The following is a 16869-nucleotide window of genomic DNA, read 5'->3' as shown; positions in this document are numbered from 1 at the left end:
TAAACTAAAACATATCAACATTGTTGTTTTAAGGTGCGGTTTTCTTTGGTGTTTTACTAATTAAAAATACGCCAATTACTACCAAAAGGCAACAGATAATTTTTACCCAATTTACATCTTTAGTATAGGTGTCATTATCAAAAAACATAGATAAAATAAGTACAATTATAAAACTTACTGCGGGTTGAACATAAGTGTAACTTCCTGCTACAGATGGAGAGACTTGGTTTAACGCATAAATATTAAATAAAAACGTACCAAACGTGGTAAATAAAATGATATAAGCGATAACGAGATAGGTGTTTACAGTAAAACTAGCATAATTGGTACTAAAAACAGCTTCTTTAAGGCCAAAAGGGAGCGAAAACACAAAGCCGAATAAAAACACCCAACTTATAATGGTGATAAAATGATATTTGCGCATTAATGGTTTTGCAATAACTTGATATAAAGAAAAGAAAAACACATTAAGAAAAATAAAAAAATTACCCATTAGCGAGCTGTTTCCTTCAGCAACTTGTCCATACCACACCAAGCCAATAGCACCTAAAGCACCAATACTAAGTCCTAAAATTTTGTAAGTGGTTATAGTTTCTTTTAAAAAAATCATACTTAAGATAAAAACAACGGTGGGTGCCGATGTCATTATTATCGAAGTATCAATAGGTGATGTTAAATTTAGCCCGTTAAAAAAAGAAAGCTGGTTTAAACAAGCACCAAATAAACCACATAAGGCGAGTTTAAAAAGATCTCTTTTTGCTACAGATTCTTTTATAAAAAGTTTGATACCCCAAAATAATGCTCCAGCACCAATTAATCTAAAAATTACTATGGCGTTTGGGTTTATTTTTTCGGGCATGATGCCTTTAGCAATAAAATGATTTGCAGCATAAATAACATGACTTGCAAAAAGTGCTAAATGTGCTTTTATTATAGTAGCTCGCAATGCGTTTTGTATGGTTTTTAGATTAAAACTAATTTGCGAACAAAAGTAAACCTATTTTAGTTTATAATATTTAGAAATACCATTTTAAGTGCAGCAAACGCTTATAAATATTACAAACAAGTACTTTTAATCGAAGAGAATTCCTCGACGCTCTGCGTTGGAGTTTCCGTTGAAATTGTCATCCCGAACTTGTTTCGGGATCTAAATAACATAATTTCGGTTTTTTGACCAAAAAGTCAATAATGAAACGAGCAAATAACTCTATGGCTATGCCTCGAGGATAGTTCGTTTCAAGAAATTATTTTATTTACCAGCGTTTAGAGTTAATACCCCTAAACTTTTAATACTTATATAATAAGTTTAAATTTGCGCATTAAAATATGCTCCAAAAGGACGCTGTAATGAAATTTTAATGTAGAAATTATAAAATAGTTTCTTTGAGATTTTGCGCCCTAACGAGAAAATAACAGTATATGAAATATAATTTCAACGAGATAGAAGCCAATTGGCAAAAATATTGGGCAAATAGGCAAACGTTTAAAGCTGAAAACAATAGTGAGAAACCAAAATACTATGTGTTAGATATGTTTCCGTATCCAAGTGGTGCAGGGTTACACGTAGGGCATCCATTAGGGTATATTGCATCAGATATTTACGCGCGTTATAAACGCCACCAAGGCTTTAATGTGTTGCACCCACAAGGCTATGATTCTTTCGGGTTGCCTGCTGAACAATATGCGATACAAACAGGGCAGCACCCAGCAATTACTACTGCCGAAAATATAAAAACCTATCGCCGTCAGTTAGATCAAATTGGGTTTTCTTTTGATTGGTCTCGCGAGGTGCGTACCTCAGACCCTAGTTATTATAAATGGACACAGTGGATATTTATTCAGTTGTTCAATTCTTGGTATAATACGGATAGTGATAAAGCCGAAGATATTTCAGAATTAATCAAAATTTTTGAAGCTGAAGGAAACGCAAATATAAATGCCGTTTGTGATGATAATATTGCTCCTTTTTCTGCTGAAGATTGGATTGGTTTTTCTTCTGAAGCACAACAAAAAATACTGTTACAATACAGGTTAACCTATTTGGCAGAAACTGAAGTAAACTGGTGTCCTGCTTTAGGCACAGTTTTGGCGAATGACGAAATAGTTAATGGTGTGTCAGAACGTGGTGGACATCCTGTAATTCGCAAAAAAATGACGCAATGGAGTATGCGTATTTCTGCCTATGCAGAGCGTTTACTGCAAGGTTTAGAAAAAATAGATTGGACGGATGCTTTAAAAGAAAGTCAGCGTAATTGGATTGGAAAATCGGTTGGGGCAAGTGTGACTTTCCCCATCCTATCCTTCCCCACGGGGGAAGCTAAAGCGTTCTCGCATACTCAGGCGGGTTATATGACGGGAGGAAATAATTCCCATTTGTTATTAGAGCATGCCAAAGAGATGCGTGCTAACCCAACTGAGGCCGAAGCCATTTTGTGGGAACAACTGAGAAATAAAAAATTGAATGCTAAATTTAGGCAGCAACATTTGATTAAAGATTTTATTGTTGATTTTGTATGTCTCGATAAACGATTAGTCATTGAAGTTGATGGGAAAATTCATGAATCGCAAGTTGAAGAAGATGCAAAACGAACAGAAATTCTAGAAAATGATTATTTTAAAGTTATTCGTTTTAAAAATGAAGAAGTAATTGGTAATATAGACATAGTTCTAGATAGAATAGAAAAAGAATTAGCACAAAGAGAATCAATAAAAAATACACCGTCGAGCGAGTCCTACAAGAGTGAGCAAGCTCCCCCTTCGGGGGCTGGGGGGATTAAAGTCTTCACTACCCGCCCCGATACCATTTTCGGAGTGTCATTTATGACACTCGCCCCAGAACACGAATTAGTTTCTCAAATTACAACCCCAGAACAAAAAGCTGAGGTTGAGGCTTATATTGAGGCCACAGCAAAACGTAGCGAACGCGATAGAATGGCAGATGTAAAAACCATTTCTGGAGCGTTTACTGGCGCTTATGCTGAACATCCATTTACTAAGGAGCCTATTCCAATTTGGATTGGCGACTACGTTTTGGCAGGCTACGGTACAGGAGCTGTAATGTCTGTACCATGCGGCGATGAACGCGATTATGCTTTTGCGAAGCATTTTAATATCCCAATTCCCAATATTTTTGAAGGGGTGGATATTTCAGAAGAAGCATTCTCAGATAAAGCAAAAACCATTATAGGAAACAGTGATTTTCTAAACGGACTTAATTATAAAAAAGCGACCAAACGCGCTATTTACGAATTGGAAAAAATTGGCCAAGGTGAAGGAAAAACCAATTACCGTTTACGTGATGCTGTGTTTTCTAGACAACGTTATTGGGGTGAGCCATTTCCTGTGTATTATGTGAATGGATTGCCGCAGATGATTGCTGCAGAACATTTACCAATAAAACTCCCAGAGGTTGAAAAATACTTACCAACCGAAACAGGCGAGCCACCGCTAGGAAACGCTTCCGTATGGGCTTGGGATACCGAGAAGAACCAGGTAGTTTCTAACGATTTAATTGACAATAAAACGATTCATCCTTTGGAGTTGAACACCATGCCAGGGTGGGCAGGAAGCTCGTGGTATTTTAACCGTTATATGGATGCTAATAATGAAACCGAATTTGCAAGTAAGGAAGCCTTAGACTATTGGCAAGATGTAGATTTATACATTGGCGGAAGCGAGCATGCTACAGGGCATTTGTTATACTCTCGTTTTTGGCAAAAATTCTTGTTTGATAGAGGTGAGGTGCCCGTTGATGAGTTTGCTAAGAAACTGATTAACCAGGGGATGATACTTGGGACTAGTGCTTTTGTTTATAGAGCAGTTCCACACACAGTTGTTTCAAATACTGAAATTGATAGTAAGAAATTAAAATATGAAAGTCTAGAGAAAAGGTTACCTATGGTCTTTCATTCAAAAGATTTAATTGATGAATATTTTAAGATCGAAAAAATATCAAATTTCAAAAATGGAAAATTTTTAGAGTTAAAAGATTTATATAAAAATTTCAACGAAGACAATTTAGATTTAAGTGCTATTACAATTGAATGGCAAAAAATTCATGCAGATGTTTCATTCATAAACTCATCTGATGAATTAGATATTGAAGTATTTAAAAATTGGAGAGAAGAATTCAAAGATGCTGAATTTATAACTGAAAAAGATGGAACTTTTAAAGTATCTCGAGACGTAGAAAAAATGTCCAAATCAAAATACAACGTCGTCAATCCAGATGATATTGTTTCAGATTATGGAGCAGACAGTCTACGTCTTTACGAAATGTTTTTAGGCCCTTTAGAGCAATACAAACCATGGAATACTGCTGGTATCACAGGTGTACATTCCTTCTTAAAAAAATTGTGGAAGTTGTATGTGGATGATAACGGACTAAAAGTTTCAGATGCTAAACCATCAAAAGACAACTTAAAAACATTACATCAAACCATTAAAAAAGTAAAAGCAGATATTGAGAATTTTTCATTCAATACCTCAGTATCTACATTTATGATTACGGTAAATGAGTTGACAAAACAAGGCTGTACTTCAAAAGACATTTTAGAACCCTTATTGGTTTTAATTTCACCGTATGCGCCGCATATTGCAGAACATTTGTATGCTTGTATTCAATATAATAAAATTATTGATGTAGAACATTTACCTAAAGATTTTAAAGGTATTTCAACAGTAGCATTCCCAGAGTTTGATGAAAAACACTTAGTAGAAAGTAGTAAAAATTACCCTATTTCATTCAATGGTAAAATGCGTTTTACGCTAGAGTTACCGTTAGACATGAGTAAGGAAGATATAGAAAAAACCGTGTTAGCTTATGAGAAAACACAAGACCAATTACAGGGTAGAACACCCAAAAAAGTAATTGTAGTCCCCGGGAAAATAGTAAATATCGTAGGGTAAATTAATTAAAATGTGTGTTATGAGCGAAACAGGAATAATAAGTAAAATAAGCAAACAGGATTTTGAAACAACATACCAAACATTAAGGGGTGTTATTGAGAATAATCCTAATTTAAAAATTGTAGCAGAGTTAAACCATCAGGCTAATGCTACTTCTGTAGGATTAGATTTAAAACCTACACGCATTATTATGTTTGGCAACCCTAATTTAGGCACACCTTTAATGCAAAATGTACAAACTATTGGTTTAGACTTGCCTCAAAAAATATTAGTGCATCAAGATGAAGAAGGGCAGGTAATTGTATCCTACAACGATCCTCTGTATCTTAAAAACCGACATGGTATTACCGATAAAGACGCTGTTTTAGGAAAAATAGCTGGGGCGCTAAATAAGCTAACAGATGCAGCAATAGTATAACACTATAAATTTTAATAATGCAATTTATATATAACGTTACCGTAAATATAGAGGAGTCTATCCACGAAGAATGGCTTACATGGATAAAAGCACATATTCCAAAAGTTTTGGGTACAGGTAAGTTTGAAAAGGCTACCTTAACCAAAGTTTTGGTTGAAGAAGATATGGGCGGTGTAACCTATTCCATTCAATATAGAACTTACTCGAGAGAAGCGCTAGACGCATATCATCGTGAAGATGCTGATAGATTGCAACAAGAAGGTTTAAAAAAGTTTGCCGATAAAATGTTAGCGTTTAGAACCGAGTTGCAGATTGTTGATGAGTACACCGTCAATTTTACATAAATTAAAAAGGCTTGCTATGCATTATCCAGAATACTTAAAAGATACTATAAAAATATTTGTTTTGAGTTTGATATTTTTTAGCGTGTCTTGTAAAAAAGATCCAAACAAGCAAGTTGATGAGGGAAAGGTAGAAGCTGGGTTTTACCATAGTGATGATATTGGTTGGACTATGGAAATTCCTAAAGGTTGGGAAGTAATGCAACGAGATGATGTGCAAAATCAATCAGATAAAGGACTAGAAGCGATTAGTGAAACAATAGGAGGAGAAATTGATTTGTCAGGGTTAAAGCAACTTATTAATCTAAAAAAGGATAGACTTCACATTTTTTTATCTACCTCTGAAAAATTTGATTTAACCTACGAAGGCGAGTGGGAAGAGAATAACGAAGCTTTGAAACAAATACTTTATGAAACCTACACAAGTAAGGGCATTAAAGTAGATACATTATCATCAAAGTCAACTGTAGATGGTTTAGATTTTAATGTTTTTAGTATTAGATTATACGGGCCAGATGGTGCAGTTATTCTTTATCAAGATATGTATAGTAAATATATAAACGGCTTTGATTTTGCTGCAACGCTAAACTATCTAAAACCGAAGGAGAAGAATGAGATAATGAGAGCTTGGAAGAGCTCAAAGTTTAACCAAAAGGTCTTACTTAATAATAAAAGCTAGCTCCTAAAAACCAATAGTAAAAGCCAGGACTAATGAGCGTAAACCCAAAAAAACACCTAGGTCAGCATTTTTTAAGAGATGAAAACATCGCTGAAAAAATAGCAGATACGCTTTCTTTCACGGGTTATAAAAACGTTTTAGAAATTGGTCCGGGTATGGGTGTGCTTACCAAGTATTTACTCAAAAAAGATATTAAAACCTATGTGATTGAGATTGACTCAGAATCGGTAGAATATCTCCAAGCCAATTACCTCAATTTAGCACCAAGAATCATAGAAAAAGATTTTTTGAAATATGATTTAAATGACGTTTTTAAAGGCGAGCCTTTAGCCATAATTGGTAACTTTCCTTATAATATATCAACACAAATCGTTTTTAAAACTTTAGAAATGCGCCATCAGATTCCAGAATTTTCAGGAATGTTTCAAAAGGAAGTAGCACAACGTATTTGCTCCAAAGAAGGCAATAAAGTGTATGGTATTATGTCTGTATTAACCCAAGCTTTTTATGATGCAGAATATTTATTTACGGTGCCACCATCTGTATTTATTCCGCCCCCAAAAGTAGAGTCGGGTGTGTTACGACTCACAAGAAAAGAAAACTACACCTTGCCTTGCGACGAAAAACTATTTTTTAAAGTTGTAAAAGCAGGATTTCAACAACGCCGAAAAACATTGCGTAACAGTTTAAAAACATTTGATTTGTCTGATAATTTAAAAGCAAATGTTATATTTGACAAGCGCCCAGAACAATTGAAAGTACAACAGTTTATAGAATTAACACAGTTGATTGAAACCGACCGTAAACTATAGCGACTTAGTCTGGTCGAGCGATTTTAATTTGAGTATTTACTCAAATTAAAATTTTACCAAGACTATCTGTTAAGGTGGTTTAAATTTATAACATTTCCATAGCAATGGAAGAAGAAGAAAAAGAAAACATACAATTTGAGCTTACTAATGAACTTCTAGAAGAGGTAGAAACACTGGTTACTGCACAAGAAGATAAAACCCTTCAACATTTACTTCAGGAGTTTCATTACGCCGACATTGCCGAAATTTTAGATGAACTTAATCTAGAACAGGCCATTTATGTCATTAAATTGTTGGATTCTGAAACCACTTCAGATATCTTAAAAGAACTCGATGAAGACAATCGAGAAAAAGTACTTAAAAACCTTACGGCCAAAGAAATTGCCGAAGAGGTAGAAGAGCTAGATACCGATGACGCTGCAGATATTATTGCAGAACTTCCAGAAGAACGCCAGCAGGACGTAATTTCTAGAATAGAAGACGAAGAGCATAAAGAAGAAATTCAAGAACTTTTAGCTTACGATGAGGATACCGCAGGTGGCTTAATGGCAAAAGAATTGGTAAAAGTTTACGAAACGTGGACGGTTGCTGGGTGCATGCGCCGCATACGCGGGCAAGCCAAAGAAGTAACTCGCGTACATTCCATTTACGTGGTTAATAAAGAAGAAAAATTGATTGGCAGGCTTTCTTTAAAAGATTTGATTACTGCTAAAAGTGATCAAAAAATTTCTGAATTAGTAAAAGTTAATGTAGATTTTGTAAACGTTAATGAAGATGTAGAAGAAGTAGCCCGTTTAATGGCAAAGTACGATTTAGAAGCCATACCCGTAATAGAAAGCGATGATAACAAAGTGCTTTTAGGCCGTATTACTATAGATGATATTGTTGATGTAATGAAAGAAGAAGCCGAAAGAGACTACCAAATGGCTGCAGGTATCACGGGCGATGTAGATTCAGACGATAGTATTTTGCAACTTACCAAAGCACGTTTACCATGGCTATTTTTAGGTTTGGTAGGCGGTATCGGTGCCTTTTTAATCATGGAAGAATTTAAAGGTCTATTTACAGGTAAAGCCATAATTCTCTTCTTTTTTACGCCGCTAATAGCAGCAATGGCGGGTAATGTAGGCGTACAATCTAGTGCTATAATAGTACAAGGTTTAGTAAACGATGAGGTAAAAGGCAGTATAAACGGTCGCTTATTAAAAGAAATGCTACTGGCAGCATTAAATGGCATTGTACTCGCCATAGTGTTATTCCTGTTTATATGGGCTGTAGAGAAAGATGTTACCACCGCACTTGCCATATCTGTATCTCTAGTCGCCGTTATTATCGTAGCAGGCCTTATAGGCACATTCGTCCCGTTATTTTTAGACAAACGCGGTATAGATCCCGCCATAGCCACAGGGCCATTCATCACCACAAGTAACGATATTTTAGGTATTTTACTCTATTTCTGGATAGCAAAAATGATTCTTGGTATTTAACCTTTCGTCGTACTGAATTTGTTTCTGTCTCTCATTATTTGGGCGTTACCCACAAGGGGTCGGGCTTTTCGCTATATCTTTCTGCGAAGCAGTCCCAGGCTTGTTTTGGGATCTCATCTTTTAAAAGCACTTTTAGTTTTAATAGTACATCTTTTGTCCATTAATACTCGCAAAAAGGATGCCGCTACAATCCCTAACGCGGGTGTATTTGCTAAGTGCACTTCAATTTCTGGGGATTAGGTTTTTTTGGAGAGGTTTGTTTGACGGTTAATTATATGAAATATTGCGTGTTAGTGTGCGAGGATTTTCCGAAGTAAAATAAGATGTAGCAAACACGCACCTGCCTTTTTTAGCACTAAACCGGAATTGTTTTTATACATTTTTGGCTACAGTATTTTTTAATTTTCAGCCAATTCTTTTTCATCAGTTTCTTCTGGTGAGAATCGTGCAATCAACATTGGCGTTAAAATGCAAACAATTCCAATTATTGATTTTAGTCCGAAATCTCCTATAATATTCATTGCAATCAAATAAATTCCGCAAACCAGAAAAATAATATTAATCAGTTTATTATCCCAAACAAAACCTCCAACCAAGTATGCAATTCCGATTAGAGTGAACATTCCTGCGTTTAGAATTTGATTCGTTTCGTCATTATAATTCAGAAACCAATTCGATATTTTTCCGATTAAAACAATTCCAATAAGTATAAGAAAAATTTTCTGTAATATTTTTTTCATTTCGATTACGTTTTATTCTGATATTGCAACCAATAGAGGTTTATCCGCAATTTGTTTTGCTCTTTCAGAGACGAGTTTTACTAATTTTTTCGAGTAAGCGTTGGATTTATTTCGCTTAACCCAATATTCTAAAATTCGAAGAACTGAATGTCGACAATTCTTGTCCAAATTACATTGTGTTAAGCCACTCCAGATTTCTATTTATTCCTTAGTTAATTCAACTATTTCTGATTCGGAAGAACTGGAAGTAATTAACTTATCAAGAGCTACCAAAAAATCTCTATTTCTAATGGATAGTATTTTGTTAATCAGTCCATTTCGTATATTATTTACTGTAGCCACTTTATTCAAATTTGTTATAAATATCATAAAATCTACTCGTTTTTCCTAATGTTGACCAACGTGTCATCGAATATGCGTTGTTTTAATAACTTATATCCGAAGGTATTGTTTATTTATGACATAGTTAACTAGAAAAAATGGTATTGATACTACTTTAATTTATAAAAGCTTTGTATTATGTACAAACGAAAACTTCGTAATTTTGTAATATGAAAGCAATAAATATCAAACAAAAACTAACCAAGTTCAATAGCCATTGGCATCCGCAACAAATTACTACTGTAGATAATATGCAGGTAATTTTAGCAAAACTAAAAGGTGAATTTGTATGGCACAGTCATGATGATGAAGATGAACTTTTTCAAGTTATAAAAGGTACACTTTACATGCAATTTAGAGATCGTACAGAGGTTGTAAACGCTGGCGAACTTATTGTGGTGCCAAAAGGTGTAGAGCATAACCCGTGTACTAAAAACGATGAAGAAGTGCATGTACTACTATTTGAAAAATTAAATACAGCACACACTGGGAATGTAGCACACGAAAGAACCCAAACCACGTACCCAAAAATTTAGTTATTATACAGAACTTATTTTACAAGTCCCCTCACATGAAAATACTCCATTTAGATACAAATCACGAATTACTTATCAATCAACTTACAGATTTAGGATTTATAAATCATGAAGATTATACCGCTACAAAAGACGCGATTGAAGCCAAAATCGCAAATTATGATGGTATTGTACTTCGTAGTAGATTTACCATCGATAAACAATTTTTAGATGCTGCAACCAATCTAAAATTTATTGGCCGCGTGGGTGCAGGTCTAGAAAATATTGATTGCGATTATGCCGAAGCTAAAGGCATATATTTAATTTCAGCACCAGAAGGCAACAGAAATGCTGTGGGCGAGCATACTTTGGGGATGCTATTATCTCTTTTTAATAAACTAAACAAAGCAGACAGCGAAGTAAGACGTGGTAAATGGCTGCGCGAAGATAACCGTGGTATTGAGTTGGATGGTTTAACGGTGGGTTTAATTGGCTATGGCAACATGGGAAAAGCTTTTTCAAAAAAACTTAAAGGGTTTGATGTAAACGTGTTGTGTTACGATATTAAAGATAATGTTGGTGATGCTAATGCTACACAAGTATCGTTAGAAGAATTTCAAGAAAAGGTGGATGTGGTAAGTTTGCACACGCCACAAACACCGCTAACACTTGGTATGGTAAATACAGTATTTATCAATCAATTTAAAAAACCATTTTGGTTGTTTAACACGGCAAGAGGCAAAAGCGTAGTAACGGCAGATTTAGTTAGAGCGTTAAAATCCGGGAAAATTTTAGGTGCAGGATTGGATGTTTTAGAGTATGAAAAAAAATCTTTTGAAAGTTTATTTGCGTCTAAAATGCCCGAAGCTTTTGAGTATTTAATTACTGCAGAAAACGTATTATTATCTCCTCACGTAGCAGGTTGGACTGTGGAGAGTAAAGAAAAATTAGCCCAAACTATTGTAGATAAAATTAAGGCTAAATTTTGCTAGTTCTCGATACAATGCTCCTTTGTTCGCATCACTCGACTTCTACAGAACTGACATAGATATATTAATTTAGTTTTGCGCATGTTTAAGATTACAGCATTTAAACTGTAAGATCAGGTTTAGATTAAAAATCAATACACAATGTCACTTCTACAACTTCGAATGTTTTCGATTTTTTTGTCGAAATTGTATCGAGAAGCATCCTTAAAGATGATTTATAATTGAGTTATCAATACAAACTTAAATGTCACCTAGAGTGGTTTTTCGTAGAGCAACGAAGAAAAATTGTATCGAGAAGATTTTATCATAACAGCGTTAAATAATTTTGCTAATTTTAAACCATGAGAAGAATTATTTTTTTAGGGTTGATTAAAGTGTTAATGCTTTTGTTTTAAATTAGAGTCTATTCAATTTATATAGGGTATCTTAAAACTAATTACTAAAAAACTGTGTATAAGTGTTACAAATAGCTAATTATTCAAAAATTTATATATTTAAACTAAAGTATTAATTATTTGGTACTTAAGTATGACCCTCATTTCTGCCTGCATTCCTAGTTTTGTTTTGTAATAATAACTAAAATCAATATATATGAAATTAGGAGCGTTTTCAATTAGTTTAGCTGTAAAAGACATTCATAAATCTAAAGCATTTTATGAGAAAATAGGTTTTAGTGTTTTTGCTGGAGATATAGAACGTAATTATCTCATCATGAAAAATGGCAATGCGTTAGTAGGTTTGTTTCAAGGTATGTTTGAAAACAATATTTTAACCTTTAATCCAGGTTGGGATGAAAACGCTAATGCAGTAGCGAATTTTGATGATGTACGATCCATACAACAACATCTAAAAAGTGAAGGCGTAGCTTTAGAAAAAGAGGTAGATGCAACTACTTCTGGACCAGCTAGTATGATGTTTTATGATCCTGATGGTAATTCTATTTTAATAGACCAACATGTGTAAAACTATAACTTAAAAACATATGAAGACTTCAATTGTTAAATACGGAGGAAATGTGCTGTTTAAATATTTATTCACTGAAGAATTATAAATTTAAAAGCCAGAATTTATACAGCAAATGAAGGATTATGGCGGTTCTGGATTTATGGCGTTTTTAATGTTTTTTACTGTTGTACGTATTGGTTTTATTATGGCTATAATTTCAGGGTTAATATTACAACGCAAATAAATTACTATGCATTACAACGCTTCATCACCAAAAGAATATATCAGTCAAGTTCCCAAAGAACGACAACCTGTTTTAGAAAAACTAAGACAGGTTATAAATTCTAATTTACCAAAAGGATTTGAGGAAGGGATAATTTATAAAATGATTGGGTATTATGTGCCACATACTGTATATCCTGACGGTTACCACTGTGATCCCAAAACGCCATTACCATTTATGAGTTTTGCGTCTCAAAAAAATTCTGTGAATTTATACCATAGCGGTATTTATGCCAACCCAGATTTACACGACTGGTTTGTAAACGAATACCCCAAACATTGTAAACGTAAACTAGATATGGGTAAAAGTTGTATTCGGTTTAAAAAATTAGATGAGATTCCGTTTGAATTGATTGGTGAATTAACTGGAAAAATGACTTGTGACGAGTGGATCAAAATCTACGAAATTGCTATAAAAAAAGCTTAGATTTTGTATATTAAATAAACTGCGTTAGGGATTGCAGTGGCATCCTTTGTGCGAGCATTAATTGACTAAAGATGTAATATTAAAACCAATAGTTCTTTAAAAGATGAGATGTTGAAACAAAAGTAGGGACTGCTTCGCAGAAAGATATAACGGAAAGCCCGACCCGAGAACGCTAGTTTTATGGGCTATTCTTGTAAAACATCTCGGGTAACGCCCTAATACTTTTTTTAAGAATAACGAACCCTTATATTTTTAACTAATTGGTATATATTTCTCTTATTTTTTTTACTTTTGTAGTTCATAAAAACAGAGGAAAGATTTGACTGATTGCAACCTCTTAATGTTGAACGAAAACATCTCGAAATCATAAAGAGATATTGAGATAAGTTCAGTATTAAAAAAAATGCTAAAGGCAGTGTAAACTCCTGCGACGTTTTCCGTCAAATCTTGCTTCATAAATAAAATAATATGTCGTATTTATTTACTTCAGAAAGTGTTTCTGAAGGACATCCAGATAAAGTTGCTGACCAGATTAGTGATGCTTTAATTGATAACTTTTTAGCGTTTGATACAGACTCTAAAGTGGCTTGTGAAACCCTTGTAACAACAGGACAGGTGGTGCTTGCAGGCGAGGTGAAATCTAATACGTACCTAGATGTGCAAAAAATTGCAAGAGATACTATTAATAAAATTGGCTATACTAAAGGTGAATATATGTTTGATGGTAATTCGTGCGGTGTATTTTCGGCAATCCATGAGCAATCTGAAGATATAAATCAAGGTGTAGATCGTGCTACTAAAGAAGAGCAAGGTGCGGGAGACCAAGGGATGATGTTTGGTTATGCCACCAATGAAACTGAAAACTACATGCCTTTGGCATTAGATTTATCGCATCGTATTTTAATTGAATTGGCTGAGTTAAGACGCGAACATAAAGACATTACGTATTTAAGACCAGATTCTAAAAGTCAGGTTACTATTGAATATAACGATGATAATGTGCCACAGCGTATAGATGCAATTGTAGTTTCTACACAACATGATGATTTTGCTGAAGATGACGAGATGTTAGCAAAAATTAGAAAAGATATTGTGGAAATTTTAATACCGCGTGTGGTTGCTAAACTTCCTGAGGCTATTCAAAACTTATTTGATAACGCTATTACCTATCACATTAATCCAACCGGAAAATTTGTAATTGGTGGCCCACATGGCGATACAGGACTTACCGGACGTAAAATTATAGTTGATACTTACGGTGGTAAAGGTGCTCATGGTGGTGGTGCTTTTTCTGGAAAAGATCCTAGTAAAGTAGATAGAAGTGCTGCGTATGCAACGCGCCATATTGCTAAAAACTTGGTTGCAGCAGGTGTTGCTGATGAACTATTAGTACAGGTAAGTTATGCCATTGGCGTTGTGGAGCCTATGGGTATTTTTGTGGATACCTATGGTACTGCAAACGTAAATATAAGCGATGGCGCTATTGCTAAAAAAGTTTCTGAAATTTTTGATATGCGCCCTTTTGCTATTGAAGAGCGCCTAAAACTACGCACACCAATGTACAGCGAGACTGCGGCTTATGGGCACATGGGGCGTACCAACAAAACAGTTACAAAAACATTTTATCAGCCTAATGGCGATAGCAAAACTTTAAATGTAGAATTGTTTACTTGGGAGAAGTTGGATTACCTAGATGCCGTAAAAACTGCTTTTGGTTTATAAATAAATTACAACTTTATAATTTTGAAAAGACCGCTTAATAGTGGTCTTTTTTGTTTAAAATCAAATTGAATTTGTAGAAATTTTCTACTACCTTCGCTTATCGAACTATATAGTTCATTGAAACGGAACTATATCTCAACATTAGCAAGAAGCGAAAAACCGAAACGTAAAAATGAAAATAAAATTCAAAAGGAAAAGACTAATCGTGAATTTAGTTCTCGGAATATTTTGGATTATTCTCGGAATCTTAAGCATCGTGACTGATGATAAAATTCGTTGGACAGATTACGGATATTTAGTAATCGGAATTTTATACGTTGGACATTATTTGTACGATTTGTCAAATCAATATCTGACTATTGAAAATGGAACTATTCGAAAAAATAGACTTTATGGTTTCGGGAAGAAAATTAATCTGAATGAAATAAATTGGATTAAAAAGTTTGCGGGAGATTATACGCTGAAAACGGAAAAAAGTGAATTGAAAATCAATACGGAATTGATTGACAAATATTCGCTTATGGAATTGAATAAAATTTTGGCGGAAGTGAATTTGCCATCTGAAAAAACTCCTTGGCTACCGCTAAGCTCCGCTTAGTGGCGGCAACAGTAAAAAAACAAAAGCTTTTTGTATTTTAGACTAATGAGTAGAAATTATAAATATTACAATAAGTCTGGATTATACTTTGTATCATTTGCTACTGTTTATTGGTTGGATGTTTTTACAAGACAAATCTACTTTGATATTTTAACAGACAGTGTAAATTATTGTAGAGCAAATAAAGGAATGGAGCTATATGCGTTTTGTTTTATGCCAAATCATTTACATTTAATATTCAGATCAAGTAATAATGAACCAGACGGATTATTAAGAGATTTTAAAAGTTTTACTGCTAAGACATTAATTGAAGCTATCGAAACTAATCCTCAAGAAAGCAGAAAAGAATAATTGTTATGGTTTTTTGAACGTGCAGCAAAAAAGAAAAGTAATAGTTCTAAATATCAGTTTTGGCAACATCATAACAAACCGATAGAACTTTGGACAGATACCGTTATAAATCAGAAAATAGATTATATTCATAATAACCCTGTTAAAAGTGGCTTAGTTACTGATCCGACGCATTGTAAATATTCTAGCGCTAGAAATTTTCATGGCGACCATACCGTTTTAAAGATTGATGATGCAGGCTTTTTGGGTTGAGTTTTTACAACCTGTGACGCCACTAAGCGGAGCTTAGCGGTAGCGAGAGATTTATAGTGGTCTTTTTTGTTTAACATCAACTTGACTTTGTAGAAATTTTCTGCTACCTTCGCTTATCGAACGATATAGTTCATTAAAACGGAACTATATCTCTACATTAGCACCAATTTAAACCCAGCAATAACAACAAATTCCGAAAATGCCGTATAAATGTCGTTGGAAAGTCACTATAAATTGAAAATTTAAAGAATATTTTTATGCGACAAATTAAACTGAATTAATAATGACTGAAATTGGAAAAAGAATAAAAGAAATAAGATTGAAAAAAGGATTATCTCAAGAGGAATTAGCTGAAGCCTCTAAAGTAAATCTAAGAACAATTCAACGAATTGAAAATAATGAAACTAAACCCAGAGAAAAAACACTTCAATTAATTTTTAACGCATTAGAAATTGAAATAATTGAGCGAGAAAAAAAAAGGATTGATAAATATTTAATTTGGTCAACTTTTTTGACATTACTAATTATTATTGGCTCATTTATTGGGTGGTTTCAGATTAAATCAGAATATGGAATAGATTTTGAAAAAACTGGACCAGTACTAATTACCCCAACAGGTTGGGTTGGCAACATAAGTTTTAATGGAATTAATTTATATAATTGGTTAGTAAGTATAACTGCTTTATCTATTGGAATTATAGCAATAGCTTATTCGCTAGGATTAATTAAAAACAAAATAAGATTTATCTTAGGACAATTAATATTCATTTCTTTTTACTTGATTAGTATAATTTATTTATCTATTGAATTCAGCAAGTATTCAAAATATTTTAGGTTTAAACCAGGATTATTCATTGTTGCAGCCGCTACTATTTTAATAACAATTTTGTACATCAAAAAAGAAAAAAAAGGTGCTAACACCGTGTATAATTAATTGCTTGGTTCTAGCCTACTTACGAAAATTCCGCTGGAATTTTCTATCTGTGATTTGTTTGCTAACTTAGTTGCTTAACCACGCAACT

Annotated in this window: 15 protein-coding genes and 1 pseudogene; 14 read left to right on the top strand and 2 right to left on the bottom strand. The window is 33.9% G+C overall.

Annotation, left to right across the window (positions count from 1 at the left end):
* Positions 1 to 28: 28 nt before the first annotated feature.
* Complete coding sequence (locus ACKGJY_RS05665; RefSeq protein ID WP_413972888.1) at positions 29 to 946, bottom strand: DMT family transporter; 918 nt, start codon at positions 944 to 946, stop codon at positions 29 to 31.
* A 473-nt stretch (positions 947 to 1419) separates the two neighbouring features.
* Here ACKGJY_RS05665 and ACKGJY_RS05660 point away from each other — a divergent pair, with 473 nt between their 5' ends.
* The 6 genes from ACKGJY_RS05660 to mgtE all read left to right on the top strand — a co-directional run bounded on the left by ACKGJY_RS05660 (position 1420) and on the right by mgtE (position 8645).
* On the top strand, positions 1420 to 4908 hold the full coding sequence (locus ACKGJY_RS05660; RefSeq protein WP_413972887.1) for a leucine--tRNA ligase: 3489 nt from the start codon (positions 1420 to 1422) through the stop codon (positions 4906 to 4908).
* Between the two features lie 19 nt (positions 4909 to 4927).
* Positions 4928 to 5326, top strand: a complete 399-nt coding sequence (locus ACKGJY_RS05655; protein ID WP_413972886.1) for a DUF302 domain-containing protein — start codon at positions 4928 to 4930, stop codon at positions 5324 to 5326.
* 17 nt (positions 5327 to 5343) lie between these two features.
* On the top strand, positions 5344 to 5670 hold the full coding sequence (locus ACKGJY_RS05650) for a DUF4286 family protein (RefSeq protein WP_413972885.1): 327 nt from the start codon (positions 5344 to 5346) through the stop codon (positions 5668 to 5670).
* Positions 5671 to 5686: 16 nt separating this feature from the next.
* Entirely contained in the window at positions 5687 to 6346 is a 660-nt protein-coding gene (locus tag ACKGJY_RS05645; protein ID WP_413972884.1) for a hypothetical protein, read from the top strand.
* A 32-nt stretch (positions 6347 to 6378) separates the two neighbouring features.
* Complete coding sequence (rsmA, locus tag ACKGJY_RS05640; protein WP_413972883.1) at positions 6379 to 7158, top strand: 16S rRNA (adenine(1518)-N(6)/adenine(1519)-N(6))-dimethyltransferase RsmA; 780 nt, start codon at positions 6379 to 6381, stop codon at positions 7156 to 7158.
* Between the two features lie 104 nt (positions 7159 to 7262).
* Positions 7263 to 8645, top strand: a complete 1383-nt coding sequence (gene mgtE / locus ACKGJY_RS05635; RefSeq protein WP_413972882.1) for a magnesium transporter — start codon at positions 7263 to 7265, stop codon at positions 8643 to 8645.
* A 398-nt stretch (positions 8646 to 9043) separates the two neighbouring features.
* Here the strand turns inward: mgtE and ACKGJY_RS05630 are convergent, their stop codons facing one another.
* Positions 9044 to 9385, bottom strand: a complete 342-nt coding sequence (locus tag ACKGJY_RS05630) for a hypothetical protein (RefSeq protein WP_413972881.1) — start codon at positions 9383 to 9385, stop codon at positions 9044 to 9046.
* Between the two features lie 551 nt (positions 9386 to 9936).
* On the opposite strand from ACKGJY_RS05630, the gene ACKGJY_RS05625 reads away from it, so the two are divergent.
* From ACKGJY_RS05625 to ACKGJY_RS05590, 8 genes and pseudogenes are all read left to right on the top strand, one after another.
* Entirely contained in the window at positions 9937 to 10302 is a 366-nt protein-coding gene (locus tag ACKGJY_RS05625; protein WP_413972880.1) for a cupin domain-containing protein, read from the top strand.
* A gap of 35 nt (positions 10303 to 10337) precedes the next feature.
* Positions 10338 to 11273 (top strand): 2-hydroxyacid dehydrogenase, encoded by a 936-nt coding sequence (locus ACKGJY_RS05620; protein ID WP_413972879.1) that lies wholly within the window; start codon positions 10338 to 10340, stop codon positions 11271 to 11273.
* Between the two features lie 588 nt (positions 11274 to 11861).
* Entirely contained in the window at positions 11862 to 12233 is a 372-nt protein-coding gene (locus ACKGJY_RS05615) for a VOC family protein (protein ID WP_413972878.1), read from the top strand.
* 232 nt (positions 12234 to 12465) lie between these two features.
* Positions 12466 to 12924 carry a DUF1801 domain-containing protein gene (locus ACKGJY_RS05610; protein ID WP_413972877.1) on the top strand — a complete coding sequence of 153 codons (459 nt, stop codon included), beginning with the start codon at positions 12466 to 12468 and terminating at the stop codon, positions 12922 to 12924.
* Between the two features lie 468 nt (positions 12925 to 13392).
* Positions 13393 to 14646, top strand: coding sequence for a methionine adenosyltransferase (gene metK / locus ACKGJY_RS05605; RefSeq protein ID WP_413972876.1), 1254 nt, complete (start codon positions 13393 to 13395; stop codon positions 14644 to 14646).
* Between the two features lie 172 nt (positions 14647 to 14818).
* Complete coding sequence (locus ACKGJY_RS05600; protein ID WP_413972874.1) at positions 14819 to 15244, top strand: hypothetical protein; 426 nt, start codon at positions 14819 to 14821, stop codon at positions 15242 to 15244.
* Between the two features lie 45 nt (positions 15245 to 15289).
* A pseudogene (locus ACKGJY_RS05595) lies at positions 15290 to 15847 on the top strand (REP-associated tyrosine transposase).
* Between the two features lie 283 nt (positions 15848 to 16130).
* Entirely contained in the window at positions 16131 to 16781 is a 651-nt protein-coding gene (locus tag ACKGJY_RS05590; protein WP_413972873.1) for a helix-turn-helix domain-containing protein, read from the top strand.
* The last annotated feature ends 88 nt before the right edge of the window (positions 16782 to 16869 follow it).

Source organism: Hyunsoonleella sp. 2307UL5-6, from assembly GCF_047345485.1.
GTDB lineage: Bacteria > Bacteroidota > Bacteroidia > Flavobacteriales > Flavobacteriaceae > Jejuia.
This window is presented reverse-complemented; position numbering and strand designations above follow the sequence as displayed.

Bases quoted from the DNA above. Each gene is read 5' to 3' on its own strand.
- ACKGJY_RS05660 (WP_413972887.1), top strand. From the start codon at position 1,420: ATGAAATATAATTTCAACGAGATAGAAGCCAATTGGCAAAAATATTGG.
- ACKGJY_RS05590 (WP_413972873.1), top strand. From the start codon at position 16,131: ATGACTGAAATTGGAAAAAGAATAAAAGAAATAAGATTGAAAAAAGGA.
- ACKGJY_RS05600 (WP_413972874.1), top strand. From the start codon at position 14,819: ATGAAAATAAAATTCAAAAGGAAAAGACTAATCGTGAATTTAGTTCTC.
- ACKGJY_RS05650 (WP_413972885.1), top strand. From the start codon at position 5,344: ATGCAATTTATATATAACGTTACCGTAAATATAGAGGAGTCTATCCAC.
- rsmA (WP_413972883.1), top strand. From the start codon at position 6,379: ATGAGCGTAAACCCAAAAAAACACCTAGGTCAGCATTTTTTAAGAGAT.
- metK (WP_413972876.1), top strand. From the start codon at position 13,393: ATGTCGTATTTATTTACTTCAGAAAGTGTTTCTGAAGGACATCCAGAT.
- ACKGJY_RS05655 (WP_413972886.1), top strand. From the start codon at position 4,928: ATGAGCGAAACAGGAATAATAAGTAAAATAAGCAAACAGGATTTTGAA.
- ACKGJY_RS05645 (WP_413972884.1), top strand. From the start codon at position 5,687: ATGCATTATCCAGAATACTTAAAAGATACTATAAAAATATTTGTTTTG.
- mgtE (WP_413972882.1), top strand. From the start codon at position 7,263: ATGGAAGAAGAAGAAAAAGAAAACATACAATTTGAGCTTACTAATGAA.
- ACKGJY_RS05620 (WP_413972879.1), top strand. From the start codon at position 10,338: ATGAAAATACTCCATTTAGATACAAATCACGAATTACTTATCAATCAA.
- ACKGJY_RS05625 (WP_413972880.1), top strand. From the start codon at position 9,937: ATGAAAGCAATAAATATCAAACAAAAACTAACCAAGTTCAATAGCCAT.
- ACKGJY_RS05615 (WP_413972878.1), top strand. From the start codon at position 11,862: ATGAAATTAGGAGCGTTTTCAATTAGTTTAGCTGTAAAAGACATTCAT.
- ACKGJY_RS05630 (WP_413972881.1), bottom strand. From the start codon at position 9,385: ATGAAAAAAATATTACAGAAAATTTTTCTTATACTTATTGGAATTGTT.
- ACKGJY_RS05610 (WP_413972877.1), top strand. From the start codon at position 12,466: ATGCATTACAACGCTTCATCACCAAAAGAATATATCAGTCAAGTTCCC.